The following is a 25,216-nucleotide window of genomic DNA, read 5'->3' as shown; positions in this document are numbered from 1 at the left end:
CGCCGGAAGAACCGGCATTGCACCGACGACGCTCCCTACCCCTCCATTAGACCGTCATGAACAAGATACTGTACCGCCTCTTGCTGCCGTGCATCCTGATAGGCCTTTCGCCGGCCCAGGATGCCATCGACGCTCCATCCGTCTCCGAATACGGAGTTGAGAAACTCATGTCCGGCCTAATCCCGACTTCCGGAGAACAATACAAAGGCATTGTTAAAGTCGAAGTCGATACGCTCAATCCCGACTATTCCATGCCTTGGCAACCAGGAGACTACCGCGGAGGCATCGGTACGGCCTTCCTCATCGGCAAACGGACCTTCCTCACCAATGCGCACGTTGTCAGTAACGCCGAACGCATCAATATTTCCCAATACGGTTCCTCCCGGAAAATTCCAGCCCGGGTCAAATACGTCGCCCACGACTCCGATCTCGCGCTGCTGGAAGTCGCTGAAAAAGACTTTGCACCCTTTGCGGAACTCCCCTATCTGGAACTCAGCAAGGAATTGCCGAAATTGGAAGACGAAGTCCGCGCCATCGGCTATCCGATCGGGGGCAGCCGCCTTTCGGTCACCCGCGGGGTCGTCTCCCGCATTGACTTCATCCCCTACTCCCACCCCCGGGTCAACAACCACCTCGCCGTCCAGATTGATGCCGCCATCAACCCAGGCAACAGCGGCGGCCCCGTCCTGATGGGCAACAAAGTCATCGGCGTCGCCTTCCAGGGCATCACCAACGCCAACAGTACAGGCTACGTCATACCCATCCCCGTCATCAAACGCTTCCTCCAGGATATCAAGGACGGACAATACGACGAATACACCGACCTGGGCATCACTCTGTTCCCCATTTCCAACCCGGCCATGCGCAAGGCCCTCGGTCTGCCTGACGATGAAAAAGGCGTCCTTGTCGGCAATGTCGCCAAGGGAGCATCCAGCGACGGCATCCTCCAGACGGGAGATGTCATCATGAACGTAGACGGCTACGAGGTGGACAGCTCCGGCATGATCCGCCTGGACGGTGAAAACATCAGCATGAACGAGTTGATTGAACGCTGCTTCAAGGACGACATCATCGACATCGACATCATCCGCAAGGGTAAAAAGGAATCCGTCTCCGTCAAACTCGAACCTTCCGTCGCCAATAGCATCCTCTCTGCGGAATACGACAAAAAGCCACGCTACGTCGTCTGTGCCGGACTCGTCTTCCAACCCCTGCAAAGAGACGTCATCAATGCCCAGAGCGTTTCCTACTCCGATATTGCACTTGATCTCCGCGACTTCATCGAACGAGGAGGCGTTCTCAAAAACGATGAGCTCGTCCTGCTTACCAAGGTTCTCGACGACGAGATCAATTCCCAGCTTCCGCCAATCGGCTCCCATCCGATTGTCGAAAAAGTCAATGGAGTTCCCGTCAAGAGCCTTGCCCATCTGTACTCCCTGCTCTATCCGGAACACCCTCCGGTTGACTCGCCCTATATTACCATCGAACTGAAAGGCAACACCGAAGGCAGGCCTATCATTCTTCGTCGCAAGGATATCCCCCAGGCCAATGAACGTATTGCCCGGGAATACAACATCAGCAAAACCGCCTGCCTGGACAGCAACCGGGAACCCCTCACCGACAGCAAAGGAAAGGACAAATAAGTCATGTTGATCCGCCACATCTTCATTCTGGTCATCGGCGTATCCCTCGCCATCAGCTGCAAACCCAGAGATTACGACAAAACGGGAGGGCACTCCGACAGCCAACCCCAGGAAACGGAAAAAACCGCCATCACAGCAGAAGAGCCGCCCGCTCCGGCTCCCGTTCCCGAACCGACGGCATCCATGGCCATCGTCCAGGTAACCCACCAGGCCTACAACCAGCTCCAGCCCTGGCAAAAAGAGGAGCCCTCCTACTCCCGCGGCTTTGCCATCTACTTGGGAGAAGGCCGATTCCTGACAGTCGAGCGCGTCATCCGCGACGCCACCTTCCTAGAGTTGATCTCCTCCGACGGCAGCAAGACGGTACCGGCCAGCGTGGCCTACTCCGATCCTGAATCCGGCCTGTCTCTCATCACGGTCAAAAACCCCGATGACGCATCATTCTTCTCCGACATGGTACCCGTACCCATCGGCAAGGATCTCCCCCTGAACAGTACTGTCCAGCTCTGGCAATTCTCCGATGAAGGACTTCCCCTCGTTGCCGACGGCACCATCCTGTCCGCCGAACCCTTCTCGGCTGACAACGATAGCCCGGCCTTTCTTTACAACAGGATACGGGCTGCCCTCAATCCCGTCACGGGCGGAGCTACCATCCCAGTTATTTCCGACGGCAAACTCGCCGGAATCAGTTTGAACTACAAGGAATCCAACCAGAGGGCAGTCACCGCCACCGTGCGCGTTATCAACGGGTTCCTCAACAATGCAGCAGGCAACAAGCCCGGATTCCCCGTCATGGGAATCCAGGTCGCCCCCCTGACCGACCCTGTCTTTCGGGAATACCTGAAGCTCGCACCTTCCGGCAACGGCATCTATATTACCAACGTCGTTCCCCATTCCAGCGCCGCACGCGCCGGAGTCAAAAAAGGAGACGTTCTGGAATCCATCAACGGGCATGCCGTCGACAATCGAGGACTCACGCGAGATCCCCTTCTCGGTCCCGTCCCTGCCGGTACTCTCATGCACGATTCCCAGAGCATCGGGGACACCATCCATATCACCATCCGCCGCGACGGCAAGCCCATGGAGCTCTCCCTCAAAATGGATCGGGACGCCCTCGACAAAGACATCATTTCCCTTGACCGGGCAGCCAACGCCGTCCCTCCCTACATCATCTACGGGGGATTCGTCTTCCAGAAGTTTACCGATCCCTACATCAAATCCCTCAAGGACAGAAACGACGGCAACATGCCCATGGAATTTCTGGAACTCCTGAACAACAAGGCAGACTATGCCAAAGAAGGAGCTGAGGAAATCGTTATCATCGGCCCGGTTCTCCCGACTCCCGCCACTTTGGGCTACAACAACAGCGGATTCTGCGCCGTCAAAAAAATCAATGGAGTCCCGGTCAAAAGCCTTGCCCATCTAGCCGAACTTCTCGACAAGCCGGGGGAAAGCGACATCATTGAAATCGAAACGAATAAAGTTCCTTTCAAGCTTTACGTATCCCGTTCCATGTGCGATGCTTCCAACGATGCCTTACAGCGCCGTGCCATCCCGGTTTTACGGCGCCTGCCGTCATCGCAACAATCATAACATCATTTAGAAAGGAGACTTATTTATGTCATGCAATCTCTTGACCCTCAATGTCTCATTCCCCTACCGCGTTTGTTCGACCAACAAATTGTTCTCCCCGGAGAACAGGGAACTGGCCGGCTTGCTGGAAGGCGGCAAAGGCATTCGTTGCCTCACCTTCATCGAAGAAGCCGCCAGCATAGCCATGCCCGATCTGGGGACAGCCGTCGCAGCATGGTTTTCCAAAACCATGAAGGAAGTCGACTTCCGGCAACTGATCACCCTACCCGGAGGTGAACAAACCAAGCTTTCCATGGCTGTCTGGGAAAGGGCCCTGACCGCTATCCAGGCAGAGAACATGGATCGCCATTCCTACATCCTGGCCATTGGCGGAGGGGCCTTTCTAGACGTCGTCAGCTTTGCCGCCGCTACTGCACACCGGGGTATCAGGCTCATCCGCATCCCGACCACGACACTTTCCCAGGCCGATTCCGGCGTCGGCGTAAAAAACGGCATCAACTTCCGTGGTGAAAAGAATTACCTCGGCACCTTCACCGTGCCCTGGGCTACAATCAACGACAGAGACCTCCTGATCCGCCAACCGGAGCATCTCAAAAGAGTCGGCCTCTCGGAAATCGTCAAAGTTGCCGTCATCCGCGATGCTCCGTTCTTCCAGTGGCTGGAAGAACACGCCGACGAACTGGCACGCCTCGAACCGGACACTCTGACACACGCCGTCGAACAATCCGCCCTGTTGCACGCACGGCACATCGCCGAATCCGGCGATCCGTTCGAGCAGGGAACCAGCCGCCCCCTGGACTTCGGTCATTGGTCCGCCCACGAACTCGAAGCCCTCTCGGAATACTCTATCGGCCATGCCACTGCCGTCGCCATCGGCATGCACCTGGACATTGCCTACTCCGTCGCCATGGGCTGGATGCCTGCTACCGACGGTCAAAGAGTCATCGACCTCCTCGTACGGCTGGGTCTGCCCGTCAGCAGCCCGATTCTTGGTCTCAGACGCGGTCCCCGGTATGCCGTACTCAGTGGCCTGGAACATTTCCGCCAGCACCTGGGAGGGGAATTAACCGTCCTGATGCTCAAAGAAATCGGCCAGGGGTTCGATGTCCACGAAATATCGTCCGATATCATGGCTTCCTGCATTTCCTCCATTTTGGAAGGGAAACGGCTTGCCTGACAAAACAGCCCCCCTGTCTTTCCCACCAGGACCGGAGCACATCGCCTCCGGTCCTTTTTATTTTCCGCCGGGGCGGAGTGTATCCAGTTCCATGAGCCTCGCAACCAAAGGGTTCTCCATTTCAATGCAAAATGAATGAGGTTGACGCTGGACGAATTGCTCAAGGACTGGTAGTGTACCCCGAAGTGATTTTGAGAAGATGAGCGAACCTGTCGAACCGCAAGTTATTGGATTGATCCCGTCAAGATGGGGCTCGTCCCGTTTCCCCGGCAAACCGCTCCACATGCTGGCGGGCAAGCCTCTTGTCCAGCATGTTTGGGAACGGGTTACCCGCTGTTCATCCCTGGCGGCCGTCGCCATAGCCACGGATGACGAACGCATCCGCAAAGCCGCCGAAAACTTCGGAGCACAAGTCATCATGACTTCTCCCGATCATCCGAGCGGCAGCGACCGCTTGGCGGAAGCCGTCCAGGCCTTTCCCCATGCCACCCACGTCGTCAATGTCCAGGGGGATGAACCGTTGATTGATCCTGTCCTTGTCGACTCGCTTGCCCAGTCCCTCCTGGCCGATCCCGGCCTTTCCATGGCAACCGCCGCATGCCCGATTGCCGATAAAAACGACTTCGATAACCCGAACGTCGTCAAAGTCGTCCTGGCTCGCAATGGCGATGCCCTTTACTTTTCCCGTTCTCCGTTGCCCTATCCGCGCAACGCCCCCGCCAATCCACCCCTGCGCCACCTTGGCATCTATGCCTATCGCAGGGATTTCCTGGAAAACTACGTCCGCTGGGAACCCACTCCTCTGGAAAAAACAGAGTCTCTGGAACAACTGCGCGCCTTGGAAAACGGAGCCCGCATCCGCGTTATCCTCACCGAACACGACGGAGTCGGTGTGGACACCCCCGAACAGGCCGTCCTCGTGGAACAAATCATTCTCAACAACCTTGCATAACCATCTTATGAAATACATCTTCGTTACCGGCGGCGTCGTTTCTTCGCTTGGCAAAGGCCTTGCCGCCGCATCCATCGGCACTCTTTTGGAACGTTGCGGCCTGAAGGTCACCCTGCAAAAGTTCGACCCCTATCTCAATGTCGATCCCGGCACCATGAGCCCCTACCAGCACGGGGAAGTCTATGTCCTCAACGACGGAGCCGAAACCGACCTCGACCTGGGCCACTACGAACGCTTCGTCCAATGCAACCTCTCACGCCTCAACAATCTGACCTCCGGACAGGTCTTTGAAAATGTCCTCCGCAAGGAACGCCACGGAGACTACCTCGGCAAAACCGTGCAGTACATCCCGCATGTCACCGACGAAATCAAGGCTCGCCTGTACGAGCTGACGGAAAAATCCGCCAACGTGGACGTCATCATTACGGAAATCGGCGGTACGGTCGGGGACATGGAAGGCCACATCTTCCTGGAAGCCCTTCGACAATTCGCCCTCGAAGTCGGCAAGGAAAACGTCTGCTTCATTCACGTCACCCTGCTGCCTTACATCAAGGCTGCCGGAGAAATGAAAACCAAGCCTACCCAGCAATCCGTCGCAAAACTGCGTGAAATCGGCATTCAGCCCGATGTCATCATCTGCCGTACGGAATATGACATGAGCGAGGAAGAACGCCGCAAGATTGCCATGTTCTGCAACGTGGAAGCCAAAAACGTCATCGCTTTCCGCGACGTAAAGAACACGATTTATGAATGCCCGCTGGATCTCAGCCAAGATAAGATCGACCGCATCGTCACCAAAAAGCTCGGTCTTGACGTTCCTGTTCCGGATCTCAAGAAATGGCAGGAATTCGTCGGTCGCGTAATCACGCCGAGCCACTCCGTCCGAATCGCCGTCGTGGGCAAATACATCTCCCTGCAGGATGCCTACAAGTCCATCTACGAATCTTTCACCCATGCCGGCGCCGCCAATGACGCCCGAGTGGAAATCGTCCGTCTCGATGCCGAAGACCTTGAAGAAAAAGGAGCTGAAGCCCTCATCGGCCATGTCGACGGCATCCTCGTTCCCGGCGGATTCGGGGACCGCGGCATCGAAGGCAAAATCGAAGCTGTGGAATATGCCCGCAAAAACAACATTCCCTTCCTCGGCATCTGCCTCGGCATGCAGGTCGCCGTCATCGAATACGCCCGCAACGTCTGCGGGCTGGCCAATGCCAACTCCACGGAGTTCGACAAGGAAACTCCCTACCCGGTCATCAGTCTCCAGGAAGAACAAAAGGGCATCGACGATATGGGAGCAACCATGCGCCTCGGAGCCTACAAAGCCGTTATCGCCAAAAACACGCTCGCCGAAAAGCTTTACTCCTCCAAAACGGCTTCGGAACGTCACCGCCATCGCTACGAATTCAATCCTGCCTACCGCGAAACCCTCGAAAATGCCGGGTTGAAAATCAGCGCGACCTCCGAAGGACAAGGACTCGTGGAAATCGTCGAAATCCCCGCCCATCCTTTCTTCATCGCCTGTCAGTTCCATCCGGAGTTCCAATCCAGGCCCAACCATCCGCATCCCCTGTTCGCAGGGCTTGTCGAAGCTGCCCTGGAAGCCAAGGAAGCCAAAATCAAGGCCTAAACATTTCTCATCGGCACTCAGGCCGCAGGCGTCCCCTGCGGCCTGTTTCTTCCCCTGCCTCATCCGTTTATGCTCACTGACGCACTGGTCCTCTTCTTCTACTTCATTGCAATCTTCGGAATCGGCATCTTCGCCGGACGAAAACAGAAAAGCATTGAAGACTATGCCTTGGGCGGGCGTTCCCTCCCCTGGTGGGCCATCCTTGCCTCTATCATCGCGGCGGAAGTCAGTGCAGCAACGTTTCTCGGCTCCCCGGGAGAAGGCTACACCAGCAGGAATTTCACCTACGTCCAGCTTTGTATCGGTACCATCCTGGGCCGCATTGTCGTCGGGAAATTATTCCTGAAGCCCTATTACGACTACAATGTGGTCTCTATCTACGAGTATCTGGAAAAACGCTTCGGCCTCCTTACGCGCCGCATGGGGTCGCTCGTGTTCCTCATCAGTCGCGTACTCGCCAGCGGCACGAGACTCTATTTTGCAGGTATCCTGCTTGTCATCGCCTACCAATACATCTATGGAACGGTCGCCAATAAGGACGAAATCGTTAAATACTACACGATAGCCCTTGTCGTCATTACCATTGCCACCACCATCTACACGACCATCGGCGGCCTGAAAGCCGTCGTCTGGACGGATGTCCTTCAGGCCTGTGTCCTAGCCGTCTCCATCATTTCCGCTCTGGCCGTCCTCTTCTTCAACATCCCCGGGGGCTGGGATACCATCACTTCCACGCTCAACCAACCCGGCGACTGGTCGGTATGGTCCTGGGGATTCGCCAAGGAAGGAGGCTGTGTAGATCAAATCTTCCACATTCTGGGAGAAGAATATACGATCTGGGCAGCTTTTCTCGGTTCCACCTTCGTCACGATGGCAACGCATGGTACCGACCAGGATATGGTCCAGCGCATGCTGGCCGGCAAAAACTCCTCTACCGGATCTAAAGCCGTCATCCTGTCCGGTCTGATCGATGTTCCCGTCGTCCTTGTTTTCCTGTTTACCGGTATCCTTCTTTACGTCTTCTATCAGTCCAATCCGGGACTCGACGTACCGATAAACAAGTTGGAGATCTTTCCCCACTTCATCATTTACAGCCTGCCTCCCGGAGTACGGGGTCTTCTCGTCGCCGGCCTGCTGGCCACAGCCATGGGATCGCTCTCCACGGCGTTGAACTCCCTGTCCACAACTGCCGCCAAAGACTGGTACCAAGGAGTTTTTCGCCCCCGTGCCACAGAAAAGGAACTTCTACTGGCGGCCAGGTGGGGCACCGTTTTCTTTGCAATCCTGTTGATCGTAGTCGGAGCCATTACGGCCAATTACGTCGTCCACCATGAAGAAGCCCGAATCATACCAATCGCACTGGGTATTTTCGGCTATACCTACGGTTCCCTGCTGGGGGTTTTCCTGCTGGGCATGCTGACCAAACGCCGTGGCAGCGACATGGGCAACTGTATCGCCATGATCACCGGATTCCTGGCCGTAGGAATCCTGAGCAAGCTCATCCCCATGCCGGAATCCCTGAACTCCTATATTCCGGAAATAGCCTTCCCCTGGCGCGTCACGATCGGTACGCTAGCCACCTTCTTCACTGGGATTCTGTTCAGAAAAAGCAAGTCCTAACCGGCAACATCCTTGTAGAGGGAAATTTCCTGAATCATTTGCAGTCCACCCCGTTCATCGGGAAGGAACAAAATGAGGAGACCGGAATAGCTTTCGCGGCGCAGCATCATCTTCCTCTCCATATACCATTGGGTCTTTCCCTTCTTGTCCCGGATCTCCTTCCGTATTTCCAGCGGATATCTTTCGGACGGAGCACTCTTGCCCGAGGATCCGAAAGTCCAATGACCTCCGGGCGTCAACAGCGCCAGATCCTTTTCCGTTTTCGGGACGGCCGGAGCATGCAACAGATAGGTGTTTTTCGTCAGATTCTGGAATAACGTGATGCCGGGCATGCAATCCGCTTCATCGACAAACAGAATATTGAACCCGTCCTTGCCGGGCAACAGCACACCCAGCATTCTGCTCCCATGCTTCTCGGGTAGGGGACAACTCAGCATAGGCATTCCGGAACACTCGGCCGCTTCCGTCGTATCATACAGGCGGATCACTTTGTCGTCGGGAAAAGGAACCCTCTTGGCCGGTAAACCAGTTCCGAGAGGCACAACGGAAACGATACCCGGGGACAGAGGCATCATGGCTGTCCGAACGCTATTCCCAACCATCTGGCGGGATTGAATGAATCGAATCCCCGTTTCAAGCTTGTCGGGAGGTGATACGAGCGACAACTGGGGAGAGGCGTCGTCCGGAGATGGAGTATCCGCCGCGGCTACGGCTTCTTCACCCCAAACCGGGCACATGGCAAAGGCGGCTAGAGCCGCACAGGAAATAGTTCGAGAAAACATATGAAGTAGAGAAAGTAGAAAGATTAAAAAACAATCGGGAAGAATAACCTCTGTATTCTTCCCGATTGCTTTTGCTTTCTCAATAAGAATTATGGATCTGCTATAAAAAAGTAGACGATGGCTTACACTTCCTCAGGTGAGAGCCAACGGAAGGAAACCACGTCGAACTTTCTCCCGAACGCACGGTTGATATTGCTCAACTGGGTTCTGTCCAGTGAACCCGTACTCGTATTGACTTCATACGCAGCGGTTTCGGGGGCATTCGTCGGATCGACATAGTCCACTCCGCGCTTCACGACGGCTTCACACCAGGCGCGGGAGAGGATGCTCTTGCCGGACTTGGTCGTCAGTTCCCCGTACGCCCGGATGGTGAACGTATCGTCCCGCGTCGTCAGGATGTTGCCCAGCACGGCCAGGATGTCGGACTGGATCAGGTAGCCGGGCGCTCCCGTAAACACGTTGCCGCGCGCGGCCTCCGGATTCGGATAGGGGGCGGAGGGATTCAGGACGGAGCTTTGCACCTGGTCGAAGACGGAGTTGATGCCCGTGTTGTCGATGGCCGCCTGGATGGCGCCCTTCAACCCGAGGTCTCCGGATGTGAGACGCCGGTTGACGAACTCGGCCATGTTGAGGAACGGGCCGCGCTTCTTGACTTCGGCAACGAGGTTTTCCGTCAAGCTGTCGAGCGTTCTCTCATCAAGCTTGCGAAGGTCGGACCATGCCTGGGCGACACCGTCGGTCAACCCGTTGGTAATACCAATGCTGCCGTAATCGTCCACATGGGACTGGTCGCTGCTGGCTACGCCGAAACGGGAGAAGTAGGCCGTGTTTTTATCCTGATTCATCAGCGTAATCCCGTTGGTCGAGGAGTTGAAAAGCAACTGGCGGTCCCTGAGCCCCTTGATGACAGACTTCCACGCTTTCATGGATGTAGAGTTCACATTGAAAGCGCCTTCGACGCTGACATACTTGGCCACTTTCTTGTAGCCGTCGGAATCGCTCAGTTCACTGATAACATCTTCAACTTTGTCCGCACCGGGATTCAAGGAGAAGCGGGAATTGGGCAGCACTTCCATGGAATTCGTGCTGGCGGTAGAATCCTTTCTCGCTCCAAGTACATCCTGCAATATCTTGGTGTATTCTTCCTTGCCACCATTGCCTCCGATTTGCGTGGGACGGTTGGAGATGGAAGAAGTGAACCAGGAGTCCCAGACGCCGTCGTTGGCCATCAGGGCGTGATCCCAGAAATCTCCGAGTTCCTTGTCTCCCGAGATTTCGCTGTGAATGAACACCCGGTCGCCCGGAATCATGGGGTCGGCAAACGAGTTGCCAATACCGATTCCGGGAACGCCGGACTGGTAGGCAAAACGCTTTGCAATAGTCGCCGGGGAGTCATTGCCCTGGGTGTACCAGCCGGGGGTCAGGCGGGCGCCGGCAAATCCGGCAATGGAGTAGGGCGGATGAATGGGGATTTCCGTGGCGGAGATCTTGTTGATCTGTTCGGCGCCGGGGCCTCCGAAGGTCGTGAGGCGCGTTCCGTCGTTGTTCAGGACGTTGGCAATCGTAATCGGAGCAAATCCTTCCGGATCGTTGTGGTGCTTAACTTCGAACTGGTACGGGCTGTAGGTACGGGACAAATCGCTGGCGGCCACCATTTGGCTACCCCAGAAGAGCGGTGAGGAGTGTTGCCAGATCTTGGTGCGGTAGTCCTTGTCTTCCGGATAATTACCAATCAGGGGAGTCTGGCTCCATTTGACGGACAAACCGAAATAAGCTACGAAATCATATTTTTGAGCGCCAATGCCATCTGCTCCGGTCGGTTTTTTATACCCGGACCGAACCGTCGCCGGATCCTTGCTATCGTAGGGATTTTCCGGATTGGCACGGTCACGGTACAATTCATGGGGCAATTTGATCTCCTGAATCAAAGGTTCTTCCCAGACACCCCAGTTCAGGTTGTAGAAAGCCGGGGATTTTTTGGCAAACGAATCGGGCATGTCCCCCATGGCTCCACCGCCGGCCTGGGTCAGCTTGTATTGTTTGCCGACTTTATCCTGATCGAACAAACCGGCAATGCTGACATACGAGCTCATTTCACCGGACGACTTTCCTTCATCCGTGTACACTTGAGAGAGCACGGAGTTGCGGGGTTGAACGGTTAAATCCTTGGCTTTGCTAATAAAATCGACCTTGGTTTTCCGGTACGTATGGGTAGCCGGAGAATCCGGCTGCGGGAAGGTCGGGAAAGAAGAACTGCCGTAAAGAGAGTCGAAGCGGATACCGCACCACACGAAACTCCAGCCATAAGCCGTTACCTGATACATATTCTCGGACCAGCCTTCCTTGAGAGGATAGTTGTCCACGCGAATATCGTACTCATTGTACTTGGCCATAGCCGGATGGGGCGCGACATCCTTGAAAAACTGGGCGAGGTTGTTCGTCGGAGGAACCAAGTCTCGGTCCGAGTCCGGCTGAGAATACATGATGATTTCACCGGGAGCCAGGAACGATACTTCTCCTTTATCCGGTTCGCCTTCAACGGACATTTCCACTGTTTGGCGCAGGGAGCTGCCATAGTCGGCCAGCGGACGCTGAATCCCGCCCTGATTCTCAAAGTGCCCATAGCCAAACCCGCCTAGAGCATTGGCGTAGGAGGTATACGAGTCATCGGTATAATTCGACAACAAGGAGTCATCCACGTAATTCGACTGGGATTTGTCATAGTTATTAATTTTATCCCGGTAGAAATTATAAGCGGATTTCAGTGGAAGGAAGTGTTCCGCATTAACGTAAGTACCGAACGCTTCTCCATTGGCTCCCTCGAACTTCATACTCACATTGTACGGATTCCACCACACGCTCACGGGGGTAATAAACGTACAGGGCACGATGAAACCGGCATTGCCGGCTGCCGGATAGCCCAAGGTATCGCCCCAAGTCGAATAGACGTACCCGATGAAGTTGTACTGTCGCAGCATGATGGGATTGCGCATGTACGTGTAGCGGTTGTTCATCATCGTCGATGCGGCTTCGGCATCAGCCGCAACTAGCGTATAGGGCCTTTTGCCGTCCCACTTCAGTGTCGCCGAGGCGTCCTGGCCGTTGCGCACCGTCGCCCCGTCCCAGATGTTGGACCAGTAATAGAATTGCGGCCACGACGCGATCGGACGCACGGTGACGGCCGCATTGCCGTCTTCATTGTTGTACGGGCGCAGGCCGACGTCATGGCTGGCCGTCCGGGATTCGTCGGGAACTTCCTTCTGGGACATCATGATGTTCATGTCCTTCTTCAACCCGCCGAACTTGGAGTCCGTCTGCAGGCCGGAAGCATACAGGGAAACGTCGTGGAAGAGGCTGGGAATGTCGCGGGAATTGCGGGCCTGCAGCAGGACGGTGCCGCGCGTAATCAGGCGGGATACCTGTTCATCGTAGGCATTGCCTCCGTCGGTGGAAAGGGTGCTGTTGAGCGAGGCGAGCTCCCGGATGGAGGAATTGTCCGGAGGAGGGGTGTTCCATGTAGCCCTCAGTTTGTCCACATCCTGGCGGAGCCTGTCCTTGTAGGCAGGCAGGTTGATCCGCGCCTTCTGGTTTTCCGCGCTGACCCACCAGGCGATGTTTTTGACCGTCCGGGAGTTTTTCTTGGAGACCGTGTCGAGCATGACGTTGGTGGAGTCGTCCACCTGCACGAGCCCGGCATAGATTTCGTCCTTGCGGTCGGCGCGCAGACCCAGAGTCCCTTCGCCGAGAAGAAGGATTTTGCGTCCCCGGTCGGCGCGGTCCTGTCCCAGATCCTGGGAGACGGAATTCAAGCGTGTCAGGAATTCCATGCGGCTGTCGGAAATCAGCCAGCTTCGGAACATGTTCTGGCGGCCCTTGGTGTACGTGTCTGTCAGGGAATAATTGTGGGTAGGGCTTTTGCGGTTCATCCACGTGTCCCAGGAGTTCCAGACGCCGAGGATGTGGGGAGAAGCCACGCCGTCGATGGATTCCGAATTGACCGACGTGTCCAGAATGCCGGAGTTGGCGGAGACGCGCTGGTCGGGTCCGAGTTCGCACTGGAGCTTGCCGATGGCGACTTCCAGGGCAAGGCGGGCCTGCGCCCGTGCCTCTGCGGCATACAACCCCTTCTGAGAAATACGCGTCTGCGACGCGGACATGGTCAGCAAGCCGACGCTGAGGAGGGCGAGCAGGACCATGAGCGTGATTGTCGCAATCAACGCAAACCCCGGAACAGCCAAACCAGTCCGACCGGATCGGAGAAATCTAGGTAAGTTCTTCTTTTTCATGATGGGAGTCATGCTCATACTTTGCATATACGCATTCACATTGTCAATACGAATTTACATTATCACTACATTCATGCTAAAATCTCCACCTCCGGAACTCCGGGGATAGGCGAGCAGCAATCAACCATATTTTCCGACAGTTAGCGGATTGCGAATCCGCCACAATAAACTATAATATACTTATTATAAATACAATATATCTCCTTATTCCCTTATGCCGGTTCATTTTATCGGCAAAAAACCAACCAATAATATCATTTTTTTGAAGATTATCTCAAAAAAAACATAATGACACTCACCAAAAACAACATGATATCATTTATAATAAGTTATTTATGCTATCATCAAAAAAGATCGCAGCCCAACATTCATCCCTCCCTCAACCAAGATAACGAAAAAATCTAAGGATCATTCCCCAATAGGTATACCTCTTGAAGGCTCAAGGTTTTTCCACATTTCAGGGGGTCTAAAACAAAAAAAGTCCCTATTTTTTTCTTGCTAGCGGATTCGCAATTCGTTAGCAAGAGAAGTGAAACCTCACGAAGCCCCCGGTCTTTCTCACTTATTATTCTAGTTTTATTCTGTCATGAAAATCACACACCGTTGTAATCGCGGGAAGCGCACTTCCATGCGCTTCCTAAAGAAGCACTTACAAGGGTTTGCATTGATTGCGACAATCACACTCATGGTCCTGCTCGCCCTCCTCAGCGTCGGCTTGCTAACCATGTCCGCATCGCAGACGCGTATTTCTCAAAAGGGGTTGTATGCCGCAGAGGCACGGGCGCAGGCCCGCCTTGCCCTGGAAGTCGCCATCGGCAAGCTCCAGTGCGAACTCGGACCCGACCAGCGCGTCTCCGCCAACTCCGGCATTCTGGACACGTCGGTCAATTCGGAATCCATCGACGGCGTGGCTTCTCCCCACATCCTCGGCGTCTGGAACTCCTGGGACACGTGGATGAACCGCAAAAGCCCCACCCACAATTATTCCCTGACAGACACGTACACCAAGGGCCGCCAGAACATGTTCCGAAGCTGGCTGATTTCCGACAGCCGCATGGAATTCCTGACACGCTTGAATTCCGTCTCCCAGGATCTGGGACAGGACCGCGCCGACCGGGGACGCAAAATCCTTCTTCTCGGCGAAGGGACTCTGGGTCTGCGCGCCGACCGCAAGGACGAAATCTATGCCGGGCTCGTGCAGGTGGACGACTCCACCAACGTCATGCTCGACACGGTCTCCAAGAAAAACTCCCGGACGGTCAAAAACATCGCCTGGTGGGTCAGCGCGGAAAACCAGAAGGCGCGGATCAACCTGCCTGCCTACAAGGACAGGCTCCGCCAGGATGTGGACAAACTGAGGGCGACATGGAACACCCCTCCTCCGGACAATTCCTCCATCCGGGAGCTCGCCTCGCTCAACAGCACCCTTTCCACCGACGGAGGCAATGCCTACGATGAACAGGTATCCCGCCTGATTACGCGCGGCACCGTCCTGCTGCAGGCCCGCAATTCCCGCGACATTCCCAGCCTCTTCCACGACGTTTCCCTGTATGCTTCCGGCCTGCAGACGGACTCCAAGTTCGGCGGGTTGAAGAAGGACATGAACATCATGATGTCCCAGAAGGAAGTTCCCGACGAATTCCGGACGGCCAGCCATGACGTCGGCCTGCGCCCGTACAACAATGAAGACGGCAATGCGGCCGTCACCGTGCGTCCGATCGCCTCGTGGCCGCAATTCTATTACTGGTCCAACATCTGGGACGGGGCGACGGTGCGCAACGGCCAGGACGCCTCGGCGACACTGAAGTGGGACGGCAAAAGGCCCTATACGCTAGTTGCGGCCGATGCCGAAGCGGTATCGACGATGATGAACAACCGCTACACGTACATGCGCAATCCCATCATGCTGCGGCAGTACAACTTCATCGGATATACTTATACCTGTTGGGGTAATTCATACGGAGGCATTGGTGCAAAAGATGGCGGCATGGTGATCCCCTGTACATTCATCACCCCCGTAAGCGTGTGGTGGAACCCGTACAACGTAAGCATGAAGTTCGAGGGTGCCAACGGAGAACCTTTCGGAACCTATGTCAACGCGGAACACTTCCTGCCCCTGAAGTCCGCTTATAATTTCTATACTGACTATACCCATTGCTATTCGAATGGGCAGTCTTCTTACGTTGACGACTCTCTCTTATCAAATTACTCAGATAAATCCTATACTTCCTACACCGTCGGTGATGGTGGTTTCGGCTATCAGGCAAGCGTTCAGAGACCATTGGCCGATTACGGAAGTTCGTTACGGGACAAAGTTGAGATGTCAACGGACGGTTCACCTGACAAAGGAGATGTTTCTTTCTTGTCCCCCGGGGAAATAGTCATGTATTCCCAACCGAATTCAGACCGTCCCATTTGGCCGCCCACATACGAAGGCGGCAGCAAATTCGACGCCCAGGCTCCACATCCGGCTCAAGCAAAAAACAAGAACAACGATATTCGCGTCGATAATTATCCCCTTAAGGAAGGATGGTCGGAAGAACTTTATCAAGTCACGGCTTATGGCTGGAGCTTCGTATGGGTCGGCGTCAGATTCGATTCGTTCTACGGAAGCTCCTCTTTCCCAACCTTTCCTCAACCTAATTCTCCACAAACGCATACATACCGGAAAGCAAAAGTAGATTTCATTCCTAAAGCAAGTGAATTATCGGCAGAACCCCGCAATGCAGTTCTGTCACAGGTCTACACCGATGAAGGTAAAGAATCGGGAGAACTTAGCTCTTATGTCAGCATCGGAGGCTTGATGGATCCCGATTTGATTGGAAAATCCTATCCGTTAAAAGAAGAGAGCGGTTCATCATCCTCGTCCATTCCGGATTCATTCGCTAAAAAATCTCCCGCATTTTACAATTTGAACTGGGGCGTCTGGGAAGACCCGCTCATTCAGGAAATCCGTTTTCCACATGAGTTGTATCGTGACCGAGACAATCCGGAAAGTCCGTACGATAATAAAGACCCAGGTACCATCCAAGCGAACGGCTACGGATATAAAAAACTCCATGGCGCAGGTGGAATCGGTGCAGAAAAATACGATTTCGTGGCCTATTACGGCTTGTCCGTCAAATGGAGTCAGACTCCCCTCGTCGGTACCTATCCGGAAGACAAGGACTACCGCACCAAGATCTGGCAGCACTCCTCACCGCTCTTCTGGGGCAACCAGATGGTCGCCGCCAGCGATTTGTCCCGTACCTACAGCCCGTACCAGTTCGAAGTTAAGCACCACAACGATCCGGAAGGATTTGCTCCGATTACGATTGCCAACGTCCTGAACAACGACGGAACGCGCCTCACGACCTTCGGAGGCCCCGGCGCCGAACAGATCAACAAGATCTCCGCCACGGAAATCCCCATTCATCCGCCCTACTCCATTGCCGGATTTGCCGGCGCCCGCCTGACCCCCGGCTGGTACACCCAGGGCAATGACTCCCCGGCAACTATTGCAAAGCGTTTTGCCTACCAGTCCGGCGTTCCCGGAATCGGTATTGGCAACTCGTTTGCCGACCCCATGATTCCGGGCGACCGGGTGTTCATTCACAGCGAAATCTCGGGAGACAAGGAACTCGGAGATTTCTGGGATCACGCCCTGATGGCCAACGACGGCGTCTGGGACTCCTGGTTCGCTTCTTCCATTTCCAACCGTCCTACGCAAATCGGAGGCAATGGTGGCAGGGAAGAATTTACAGAGGTGCTGAAAGACATCCTCAGTGATAAAAAAGATTCCACGGCTAACGTCAACTCTATGGAAGTCCTGCCTAATTCCCGCTTCTCCCTGAATCCCGGTGCCGACAAGGTTGAAAATGTCATTAATGAACTGAGCGATTCCGACGGCTACAAGAAAGTAGCCAAGTATGTCAACGTCGAAGGCGCTTTCAATGTGAACTCTACATCCATGAAAGCATGGAAGTCCGTCATCAAGGGACTCAAAGACCGCCAGTTGCTTTTCAATTCCTCGACCAACGGAGTTACCCCGATGAATCAGGATAAAAACACGGCCTACTTCTCCCGTTTCGGCGTAGCCAGCAGCGACCAGTCCCATGTGGACGACTACGGAAGTGTCGGTATTACCAACGGGTTGACCGATGGTGTCGCCCAGGTATGGTCCGATCTTCGTAAAATCGACGAAAATACACTGGATCGTTTCACAGAAAACCTCGTTGCCGAAGTCAAGAAGCGCGGTCCGTTCCTCAACATGGCCGAGTTCGTCAACCGGCGTCTCGCGTCCGGAGACCTCGGGTTGAAGGGCGCCATCCAGGCGGCCATCGACAACACGGGTATCAACTCCGTCTTCGACCAGGTGCAAAGCTCCGTCCTGAATCCCTCCGCCCCCTATCCGAACCCGGAGGCCGCGCGCGGCAACGTGTTTACGGGAGCGCCCGGCTATCTGATCCAGTCCGACATTCTGGCCGTGCTGGGCAACATCCTGACAACGCGGGACGATACGTTCACCATCCGGGCATACGGGGAACTGACGACCAAATCAGGCAAGAACATTCTCTCCCGCGCCTGGTGCGAAGCCGTCGTGAAGCGCGGGGTGGACTATGTCGATCCGACGGATGCCCCCGAAACCCCGGCTTATCAGCCCAACACAAGCACGGGATCGCTGGACAAAACCCAGTTGAGCAATATCAACCGTGCATTCGGAAGAAAGTTCGACGTGATTTCCTTCCGTTGGCTCTCACCTGAGGAAGTATAAATAATGCGGCCGCCCAGGTAAATAATCAGCATTCCGACATATACAGAAATATTCTTCACAATCTAGATGGGAATATTTGAAAAAATCTGCATATCTGTATCTACTCATCGTGTAAAAACGGCATTTTTATGCGATGGGTAAATTTCCATTAAGCAACGCATAGCATTGAATTTATGGTGTTTTTATTATTTTAATAATGACTCCAACATGCTGCAAAATCATATGAATCTACAGTTATCGGGAATGTATCGTTATCCATTTATCTAACGAATTCTCGCAAGTGGGAGATTATATGAAATACTTGGAGAACCTGTATAGTTGAGGCTATCTATCAAGTAAAAAACAGAATTTTTTACTTGATATACAAGCTTCAGTTAGCTAACACATGACTGTTAATTTACGGAGTCCCTCTGTCTTTCTTTTTCTCATTCTAGTTTCTATTCTGTCATGAAAATCACATACCGTTGTAACCGCGGGAAGCGCACTTCTATATACTTCCTAAAGAATCAGTTACAAGGATTTGCATTGATTGCGACAATCACGCTCATGGTCCTGCTCGCCCTCCTCAGCGTCGGCTTGCTGACCATGTCCGCGTCGCAGACGCGTATTTCTCAGAAGGGGTTGTATGCCGCAGAGGCACGGGCGCAGGCCCGCCTTGCCCTGGAAGTCGCCATCGGCAAGCTCCAGTGCGAACTCGGACCCGACCAGCGCGTCTCCGCCAACTCCGGCATTCTGGACACGTCGGTCAATTCGGAATCCATCGACGGCGTGGCTTCTCCCCACATCCTCGGCGTCTGGAACTCCTGGGACACGTGGATGAACCGCAAAAGCCCCACCCACAATTATTCCCTGACGGACACGTACACCAAGGGCCGCCAGAACATGTTCCGAAGCTGGCTGATTTCCGACAGCCGCATGGAATTCCTGACACGCTTGAATTCCGTCTCCCAGGACCTGGGGCAGGACCGTGCCGACCGGGGACGCAAAATCCTTCTTCTCGGCGAAGGGACTCTGGGACTGCGCGCCGACCGCAAGGACGAAATCTATGCCGGGCTCGTGCAGGTGGACGACTCCACCAACGTCATGCTCGACACGGTTTCCAAGAAAAACTCCCGTACGATCAAAAACATCGCCTGGTGGGTCAGCGCGGAAAACCAGAAGGCGCGGATCAACCTGCCTGCCTACAAGGACAGGCTCCGCCAGGATGTGGACAAATTGAGGGCTACATGGAACACCCCTCCTCCGGACAATTCCTCCATCCGGGAACTTGCCTCTCTCAACAGCACCCTGCCCTCCGACGGAGGCAATGCGTACGATGAACAGGTATCCCGCCTGATTACGCGCGGCACCGTCCTGCTGCAGGCCCGCAATTCCCGCGACATACCCAGCCTCTTCCACGATGTGTCCCTGTATGCTTCCGGCCTGCAGACGGACTCCAAGTTCGGCGGGTTGAAGAAGGACATGAACATCATGATGTCCCAGAAGGAAGTCCCCGACGAATTCCGGACAAACAGTCATGACGTCGGCCTGCGCCCGTACAACAATGAAGACGGCAATGCGGCCGTCACCGTGCGTCCGATCGCGTCGTGGCCGCAATTCTATTACTGGTCCAACATCTGGGACGGAGCGACGGTGCGCAACGGCCAGGACGCCTCGGCGACACTGAAGTGGGACGGCAAAAGGCCCTATACGCTAGTTGCGGCCGATGCCGAAGCGGTATCGACGATGATGAACAACCGCTACACGTACATGCGCAATCCCATCATGCTGCGACAGTACAACTTCATCGGCTATACCTTTACCCAGTGGGGTGATGCTACAGGCGGGGTTGGCTCCAGCGACGCGGGATTCGTTATTCCCTGTGCTTTCATTACCCCCGTAAGCGTGTGGTGGAACCCATACAACGTGAGCATGAAGTTCGAAGGTGCCAACGGAGAACCTTTCGGAACCTATGTCAATGCGGAACACTTCCTGCCTCTGAAGTCCGCTTATAATTTCTATACCGACTTCGACCACTGCTATTCAAAAGGCCAGTCCTCCTACGTGGACGATTCTCTTCTGTCAAACTATTACGACAGTTCCTACACATCCTATTTCAAAGGTCCCGGAGGTTTCGGTTATCAGGGTTCCGTCCAAAGGCCTCTGGCCGACTATGGCAGTTCCCTGCGCCAGAAAGTCGACATGTCCGTCTCCGGGGATCCGGACAAAGGGGATGTATCATTTCTGGAACCAGGGGAAATCATTATGTATTCCCAACCCGGCTCGGAACGGGGTATTTGGCCTCCGACTTACAACGGCGGCGAAGTCTTCGATAGCCGGGCTCCCCATCCCGCCCAGGCTAAAGCCAAGAATAAAGACATCCGAGTTGACAACTATCCACTCAAGGAAGGATGGTCCGAAGACCTCTATCAGGTAACGGCCTATGGCTGGAGTTTCGTGTGGTGCGGTATCCGTTTCGACTCACTCTATGGCAGCACTTCCTTCCCGACTTTCCCGCAGCCGAATTCTCCTCAATCACATACCTATCGCAAAGCCAAAGTGGACTTTGTGCCCAAGGCCAAGGATTTAACCGTCCAACCTCGCAACTCCGTGCTCTCCCAAGTGTACACGGACGAAGGAAAGGCTTCCGGTGAAATGAATGCCTATGTCAGTATTGCCGGTCTCTTCGATCAGGATGAAATAGGCAAGGAATACGAACTAACTCAGCAAAGCGGTGGAGCCATGGGCGACATGCCCGATTCTTTCGCCAAAAAAATGCCGGCCTTCTACAACTTGAACTGGGGTGTCTGGGAAGAACCCCTGATTCAGGAGATCAAATTCCCGCACGAACTATACAGGGACAGGGATAACCCGGAAAATCCCTACGACAACAAAGACGCCTCCACTATTGTCAATCGTCCCGGCTACGGTTATCGCAAATATCACGGATGCTGTGGCGTCGGAGCTGAAAAATATGATTTCGTGGCCTATTACGGCATTTCCGTCAAATGGAGCCAGACTCCCCTCGTCGGTACCTATCCGGAAAACAAGGACTACCGCACCAAAATCTGGCAACACTCCTCGCCTCTCTTCTGGGGTAACCAGATGGTCGCCGCCAGCGATTTGTCCCGTACCTACAGCCCGTACCAGTTCGAAGTCAAGCACCACAACGACCCGGAAGGATTTGCTCCGATTTCCATTTCCAACGTTCTGAACAACGACGGAACGCGCCTCACGACCTTCGGAGGCCCCGGTGCCGAACAGATCAACAAGATCTCCGCCACGGAAATCCCCATTCATCCGCCCTACTCCATTGCCGGATTTGCCGGCGCCCGCCTGACCCCCGGCTGGTACACCCAGGGCAATGATTCCCCGGCGACTATTGCAAAACGGTTCTCCTACCAGTCCGGCGTTCCCGGAATCGGTATTGGCAACTCGTTTGCCGACCCCATGATTCCAGGCAACCGGGTATTTGTTCACAGCGAAATCTCGGGAGACAAGGAACTCGGAGATTTCTGGGATCACGCCCTGATGGCCAACGACGGCGTCTGGGACTCCTGGTTCGCTTCTTCCATCTCCAACCGTCCCTCTCAGATTGGCAATGGCGGAGGCAAAGAAGAATTCACCGACGTCCTCCAAAACGTGCTCAGCGATAAAAAAGACACCACCGCCAACGTCAACTCTCTGGAAGTCCTGCCCAATTCACGGTTCTCCCTGAACCCCGGTGCTTCCAAGGTTGAAGACGTCATCAGTGAACTGAGCGATTCCGACGGCTACAAGAAAGTGGCCAAGTATGTCAGCGTCGAAGGCGCTTTCAATGTGAACTCTACATCCATGAAAGCGTGGAAGTCCGTCATCAAGGGACTCAGGGACCGCCAGTTGCTCTTCAACTCCTCGACCAATGGAATCACTCCACTCAGCCAGGATAAAAACACGGCCTACTTCTCCCGTTTCGGCGTAGCCAGCAGCGATCAGTCCCATGTGGACGATTACGGCAGCATTGGCATTACCAACGGGTTGACCGACGGTGTCGCCCAGGCATGGTCCGACCTTCGCAAGCTTGATGAGAGAACGCTCGACAGCTTGACGGAAAACCTCGTTGCCGAAGTCAAGAAGCGCGGCCCGTTCCTCAACATGGCCGAGTTCGTCAACCGGCGTCTCACATCCGGAGACCTCGGGTTGAAGGGCGCCATCCAGGCGGCCATCGACAACACGGGCATCAACTCCGTCTTCGACCAGGTGCAAAGCTCCGTCCTGAATCCCTCCGCCCCCTATCCGAATCCGGAGGCCGCGCGCGGCAACGTGTTTACGGGAGCGCCCGGCTACCTGATCCAGTCCGACATCCTGGCCGTGCTGGGCAACATCCTGACGACGCGGGACGATACGTTCACCATCCGGGCGTACGGGGAACTGACGACCAAATCCGGCAAGAGCATCCTCTCCCGCGCCTGGTGTGAAGCCGTCGTCAAACGCGGAGTGGACTATGTCGATCCGACGGATGCCCCCGAAACCCCGGCCTATCAGCCCAACACAAGCACGGGTTCACTGGAAAAAACACAGTTAAGCAATATAAATCGTGCATTCGGACGGAAATTCGATATTATATCGTTCCGTTGGCTCTCCCCGGAAGAAGTCTGATGCATTTGAAGGGATGGCCCAACGCACATATATACAATCGACTAGATTCCATGAAAAAGATTGTCACAGCCATCCTTTTAGCTTTTACGGTTCCCTGTATCACCTTGGCTCAGACTCCGGCACCGGCTTCATCAAGAAGCACCGGCGGTACCCCGGCAGCTCAACCGGCAGCCGGGAATTCCCAAAATCCCAAACAGAATCCGAATGCCAAACAAGAAGGTCCAACCATCATCAAACCTCCTGCAGGTCTGACAACGGGTATCCGTTTCGTCTTCGGCATGCCCAATAGCAACCTGAACAAGGCTCTCATGCCAATCAACAAAGACGTCTTCGTCGAAGTTCCTATGCGCTTCGGCCTACCGGCAGCGCGCGTTCCTTTCCCCGAAGACAGGGTCATCCGTTTCTACGAGGACATTCCGACCAAGGAAAACAAGCTTCAACCATTTTTCAAGGCGGAAATTCCGGCCAATATTTCCGGAAAGATTCTGGGAGTTTTCTGTTTCTCGGGCAAGCAAATGCTTCTGAGCTATATTGAAGAAAAAGATTGTCAGCCGGGCATGACGATCATCAAGAACATGACCTCAACGCCTTACCTGCTCATCGTTCCGCAGGCTCCTTCCGGGGAAAAAGACAGAATGCTGATGGCCGGCAACCAGGAATGGAAGTTCGGGCAAAGCCTCCCCAAGGCCAACCGCACTCTGCCCATGGAAATCCGCAAGGAACTTACTCTCAAGAATGGCCAAAAACAGTGGTTTATCGAACGTAAAATGATCCTGAAAACGGACAAAATCTGCGGCAATCTCATTTTGATCCTTCCCAATCCTGCCGGCAACAGCATTTTGATGCAGTCCATTACCATCTACAAAGACTGACCAGTCCCTTCCAGTTTCGTCACAAAACCCGGTCCGGTTTGTCCGGCCCGGGTTTTTTTGTTATTCTGGAACCGAAAATAATGCATCCCGATCACGAACGGGAACAAAGGATTGCCAACAGATTGGAAATTTGAGAAGCTCAACGCGGCTTCCTGCCATTTCATACCGGTTCAAGCCACATTCCGCCATGATGCATGCAACGACAACAGGCAAAGATGGACTGCGGGTTTTGATTACAGCCGCCAGCACAGTCATCATCATTGCCGGCCTCCAGGCAGGACAGGATATTATCCTTCCCATTATTCTGGCGTCTTTCCTGGCCGTCATCAGTTACCCCGTTACCCAGTTCCTGCGTGACAAATGCCGCCTTCCCCACTGGCTGTCCGTCCTCCTGACCGTCGTCATCGATTTTGGATTCCTCACCGGCATCGGATTCCTCGTCAATTATCTGGCCAAGGATCTCACCACCATCGTCATCACCAAGTACAATGTCGTCCTCCAGGAAAAGTTCGCGGAGATCATCGATTTCCTGCGCCGTCATGATCTGGACACCCAGGCATCCAAAGTGATGGAAGTCCTCACGGAAATGCTGGACGGCAAGCGCATCGTGGACTGGAGTACCATGCTGATGAGCAAAGCCGCCACTATTCTCACCGTCACCACGCTTGTCCTGATCCTGATGACCTTTTTCCTGGGAGAAGCTCCGCGTTTCCGTTCCAACATCCGCAAAATGGCCCAGGCAAACAGCCCGGGTGTCATCCAATTCACCAAAACCCTCGCCGGTATCCAGAAATACCTGGTTATTAAGACGTTCATCAGCATTCTGACAGGTATCTGCGCATGGATTCTCTGTGCCTCGGTCGGGGTAGATCTTCCCTTGCTCTGGGCAATTGTCGCCTTTGCTCTCAATTACATCCCGACATTCGGATCCATTGTCGCAGCCGTACCTCCCATCATGCTGGCAGCCCTGACGCTCGGCACCACCGATACGTTCATCGTCGCCGGAGGCTATCTTGGCATGAACATGCTACTGGGCCAGGTTCTTGAACCGATGCTCCTCGGCAAACAATTCGGCATAGCCACAAGCGTTGTCCTGCTTTCCGTCGTCTTCTGGGGTTGGATGTGGGGACCTCTCGGCATGCTTCTGGCCGTTCCCATCTCCATGCTCCTCAAGCTGGGGCTGGAAAGTTCCGACGACCTCCGATGGATCGCCCATATCATCGACAATCCTCCTAAAGCCCGCAAGCTGCCCCGCCTGCAGGATCTGCCGCCAACCATCAAAAAAAGAACCTAA

Annotated in this window: 12 protein-coding genes; 10 read left to right on the top strand and 2 right to left on the bottom strand. The window is 54.5% G+C overall.

The window, feature by feature from the left end:
* Window positions 1–56: 56 nt before the first annotated feature.
* From QET93_RS03300 to QET93_RS03275, 6 genes are all read left to right on the top strand, one after another.
* Entirely contained in the window at window positions 57–1,643 is a 1,587-nt protein-coding gene (locus QET93_RS03300; RefSeq protein ID WP_280125143.1) for a S1C family serine protease, read from the top strand.
* A 3-nt stretch (window positions 1,644–1,646) separates the two neighbouring features.
* Window positions 1,647–3,236 (top strand): PDZ domain-containing protein, encoded by a 1,590-nt coding sequence (locus QET93_RS03295; protein WP_280131305.1) that lies wholly within the window; start codon window positions 1,647–1,649, stop codon window positions 3,234–3,236.
* Window positions 3,237–3,261: 25 nt separating this feature from the next.
* Window positions 3,262–4,413, top strand: a complete 1,152-nt coding sequence (locus tag QET93_RS03290; RefSeq protein WP_280131306.1) for a 3-dehydroquinate synthase — start codon at window positions 3,262–3,264, stop codon at window positions 4,411–4,413.
* 199 nt (window positions 4,414–4,612) lie between these two features.
* Complete coding sequence (kdsB, locus tag QET93_RS03285; RefSeq protein WP_280131307.1) at window positions 4,613–5,365, top strand: 3-deoxy-manno-octulosonate cytidylyltransferase; 753 nt, start codon at window positions 4,613–4,615, stop codon at window positions 5,363–5,365.
* 7 nt (window positions 5,366–5,372) lie between these two features.
* The gene (locus QET93_RS03280; protein ID WP_280125139.1) at window positions 5,373–6,992 is read left to right on the top strand and encodes a CTP synthase; all 1,620 of its coding nucleotides are present in this window, start codon (window positions 5,373–5,375) and stop codon (window positions 6,990–6,992) included.
* Between the two features lie 69 nt (window positions 6,993–7,061).
* Window positions 7,062–8,612, top strand: a complete 1,551-nt coding sequence (locus tag QET93_RS03275; RefSeq protein WP_280131308.1) for a sodium:solute symporter — start codon at window positions 7,062–7,064, stop codon at window positions 8,610–8,612.
* Here QET93_RS03275 and QET93_RS03270 read toward each other — a convergent pair.
* Together QET93_RS03270 and QET93_RS03265 are read right to left on the bottom strand one after the other, a co-directional pair.
* Window positions 8,609–9,394: a hypothetical protein gene (locus tag QET93_RS03270; protein WP_280125137.1), complete on the bottom strand. Its 786-nt coding sequence runs from the start codon at window positions 9,392–9,394 to the stop codon at window positions 8,609–8,611. The genes QET93_RS03275 and QET93_RS03270 overlap by 4 nt on opposite strands.
* A gap of 122 nt (window positions 9,395–9,516) precedes the next feature.
* The gene (locus QET93_RS03265) at window positions 9,517–13,680 is read right to left on the bottom strand and encodes a hypothetical protein (protein WP_322190098.1); all 4,164 of its coding nucleotides are present in this window, start codon (window positions 13,678–13,680) and stop codon (window positions 9,517–9,519) included.
* 628 nt (window positions 13,681–14,308) lie between these two features.
* On the opposite strand from QET93_RS03265, the gene QET93_RS03260 reads away from it, so the two are divergent.
* The 4 genes from QET93_RS03260 (at window position 14,309) to QET93_RS03245 (ending at window position 25,216) form a co-directional block, all read left to right on the top strand.
* Window positions 14,309–18,433: a hypothetical protein gene (locus tag QET93_RS03260; RefSeq protein WP_322190097.1), complete on the top strand. Its 4,125-nt coding sequence runs from the start codon at window positions 14,309–14,311 to the stop codon at window positions 18,431–18,433.
* A 525-nt stretch (window positions 18,434–18,958) separates the two neighbouring features.
* Entirely contained in the window at window positions 18,959–23,050 is a 4,092-nt protein-coding gene (locus tag QET93_RS03255) for a hypothetical protein (protein ID WP_322190096.1), read from the top strand.
* A gap of 50 nt (window positions 23,051–23,100) precedes the next feature.
* Entirely contained in the window at window positions 23,101–23,922 is an 822-nt protein-coding gene (locus QET93_RS03250; protein WP_280125453.1) for a hypothetical protein, read from the top strand.
* A gap of 187 nt (window positions 23,923–24,109) precedes the next feature.
* Window positions 24,110–25,216 (top strand): AI-2E family transporter, encoded by a 1,107-nt coding sequence (locus tag QET93_RS03245; protein ID WP_280125452.1) that lies wholly within the window; start codon window positions 24,110–24,112, stop codon window positions 25,214–25,216.

This window comes from Akkermansia sp. N21116 (genome assembly GCF_029854705.2).
Lineage (GTDB): Bacteria > Verrucomicrobiota > Verrucomicrobiia > Verrucomicrobiales > Akkermansiaceae > Akkermansia.
This window is presented reverse-complemented; position numbering and strand designations above follow the sequence as displayed.

What these genes read in the sequence shown, in the direction of transcription:
- QET93_RS03300 (WP_280125143.1), top strand. Translation starts at nt 57, where the DNA reads ATGAACAAGATACTGTACCGCCTCTTGCTGCCGTGCATCCTGATAGGC.
- QET93_RS03295 (WP_280131305.1), top strand. Translation starts at nt 1,647, where the DNA reads ATGTTGATCCGCCACATCTTCATTCTGGTCATCGGCGTATCCCTCGCC.
- QET93_RS03290 (WP_280131306.1), top strand. Translation starts at nt 3,262, where the DNA reads ATGTCATGCAATCTCTTGACCCTCAATGTCTCATTCCCCTACCGCGTT.
- kdsB (WP_280131307.1), top strand. Translation starts at nt 4,613, where the DNA reads ATGAGCGAACCTGTCGAACCGCAAGTTATTGGATTGATCCCGTCAAGA.
- QET93_RS03280 (WP_280125139.1), top strand. Translation starts at nt 5,373, where the DNA reads ATGAAATACATCTTCGTTACCGGCGGCGTCGTTTCTTCGCTTGGCAAA.
- QET93_RS03275 (WP_280131308.1), top strand. Translation starts at nt 7,062, where the DNA reads ATGCTCACTGACGCACTGGTCCTCTTCTTCTACTTCATTGCAATCTTC.
- QET93_RS03270 (WP_280125137.1), bottom strand. Translation starts at nt 9,394, where the DNA reads ATGTTTTCTCGAACTATTTCCTGTGCGGCTCTAGCCGCCTTTGCCATG.
- QET93_RS03265 (WP_322190098.1), bottom strand. Translation starts at nt 13,680, where the DNA reads ATGAAAAAGAAGAACTTACCTAGATTTCTCCGATCCGGTCGGACTGGT.
- QET93_RS03260 (WP_322190097.1), top strand. Translation starts at nt 14,309, where the DNA reads ATGCGCTTCCTAAAGAAGCACTTACAAGGGTTTGCATTGATTGCGACA.
- QET93_RS03250 (WP_280125453.1), top strand. Translation starts at nt 23,101, where the DNA reads ATGAAAAAGATTGTCACAGCCATCCTTTTAGCTTTTACGGTTCCCTGT.
- QET93_RS03245 (WP_280125452.1), top strand. Translation starts at nt 24,110, where the DNA reads ATGATGCATGCAACGACAACAGGCAAAGATGGACTGCGGGTTTTGATT.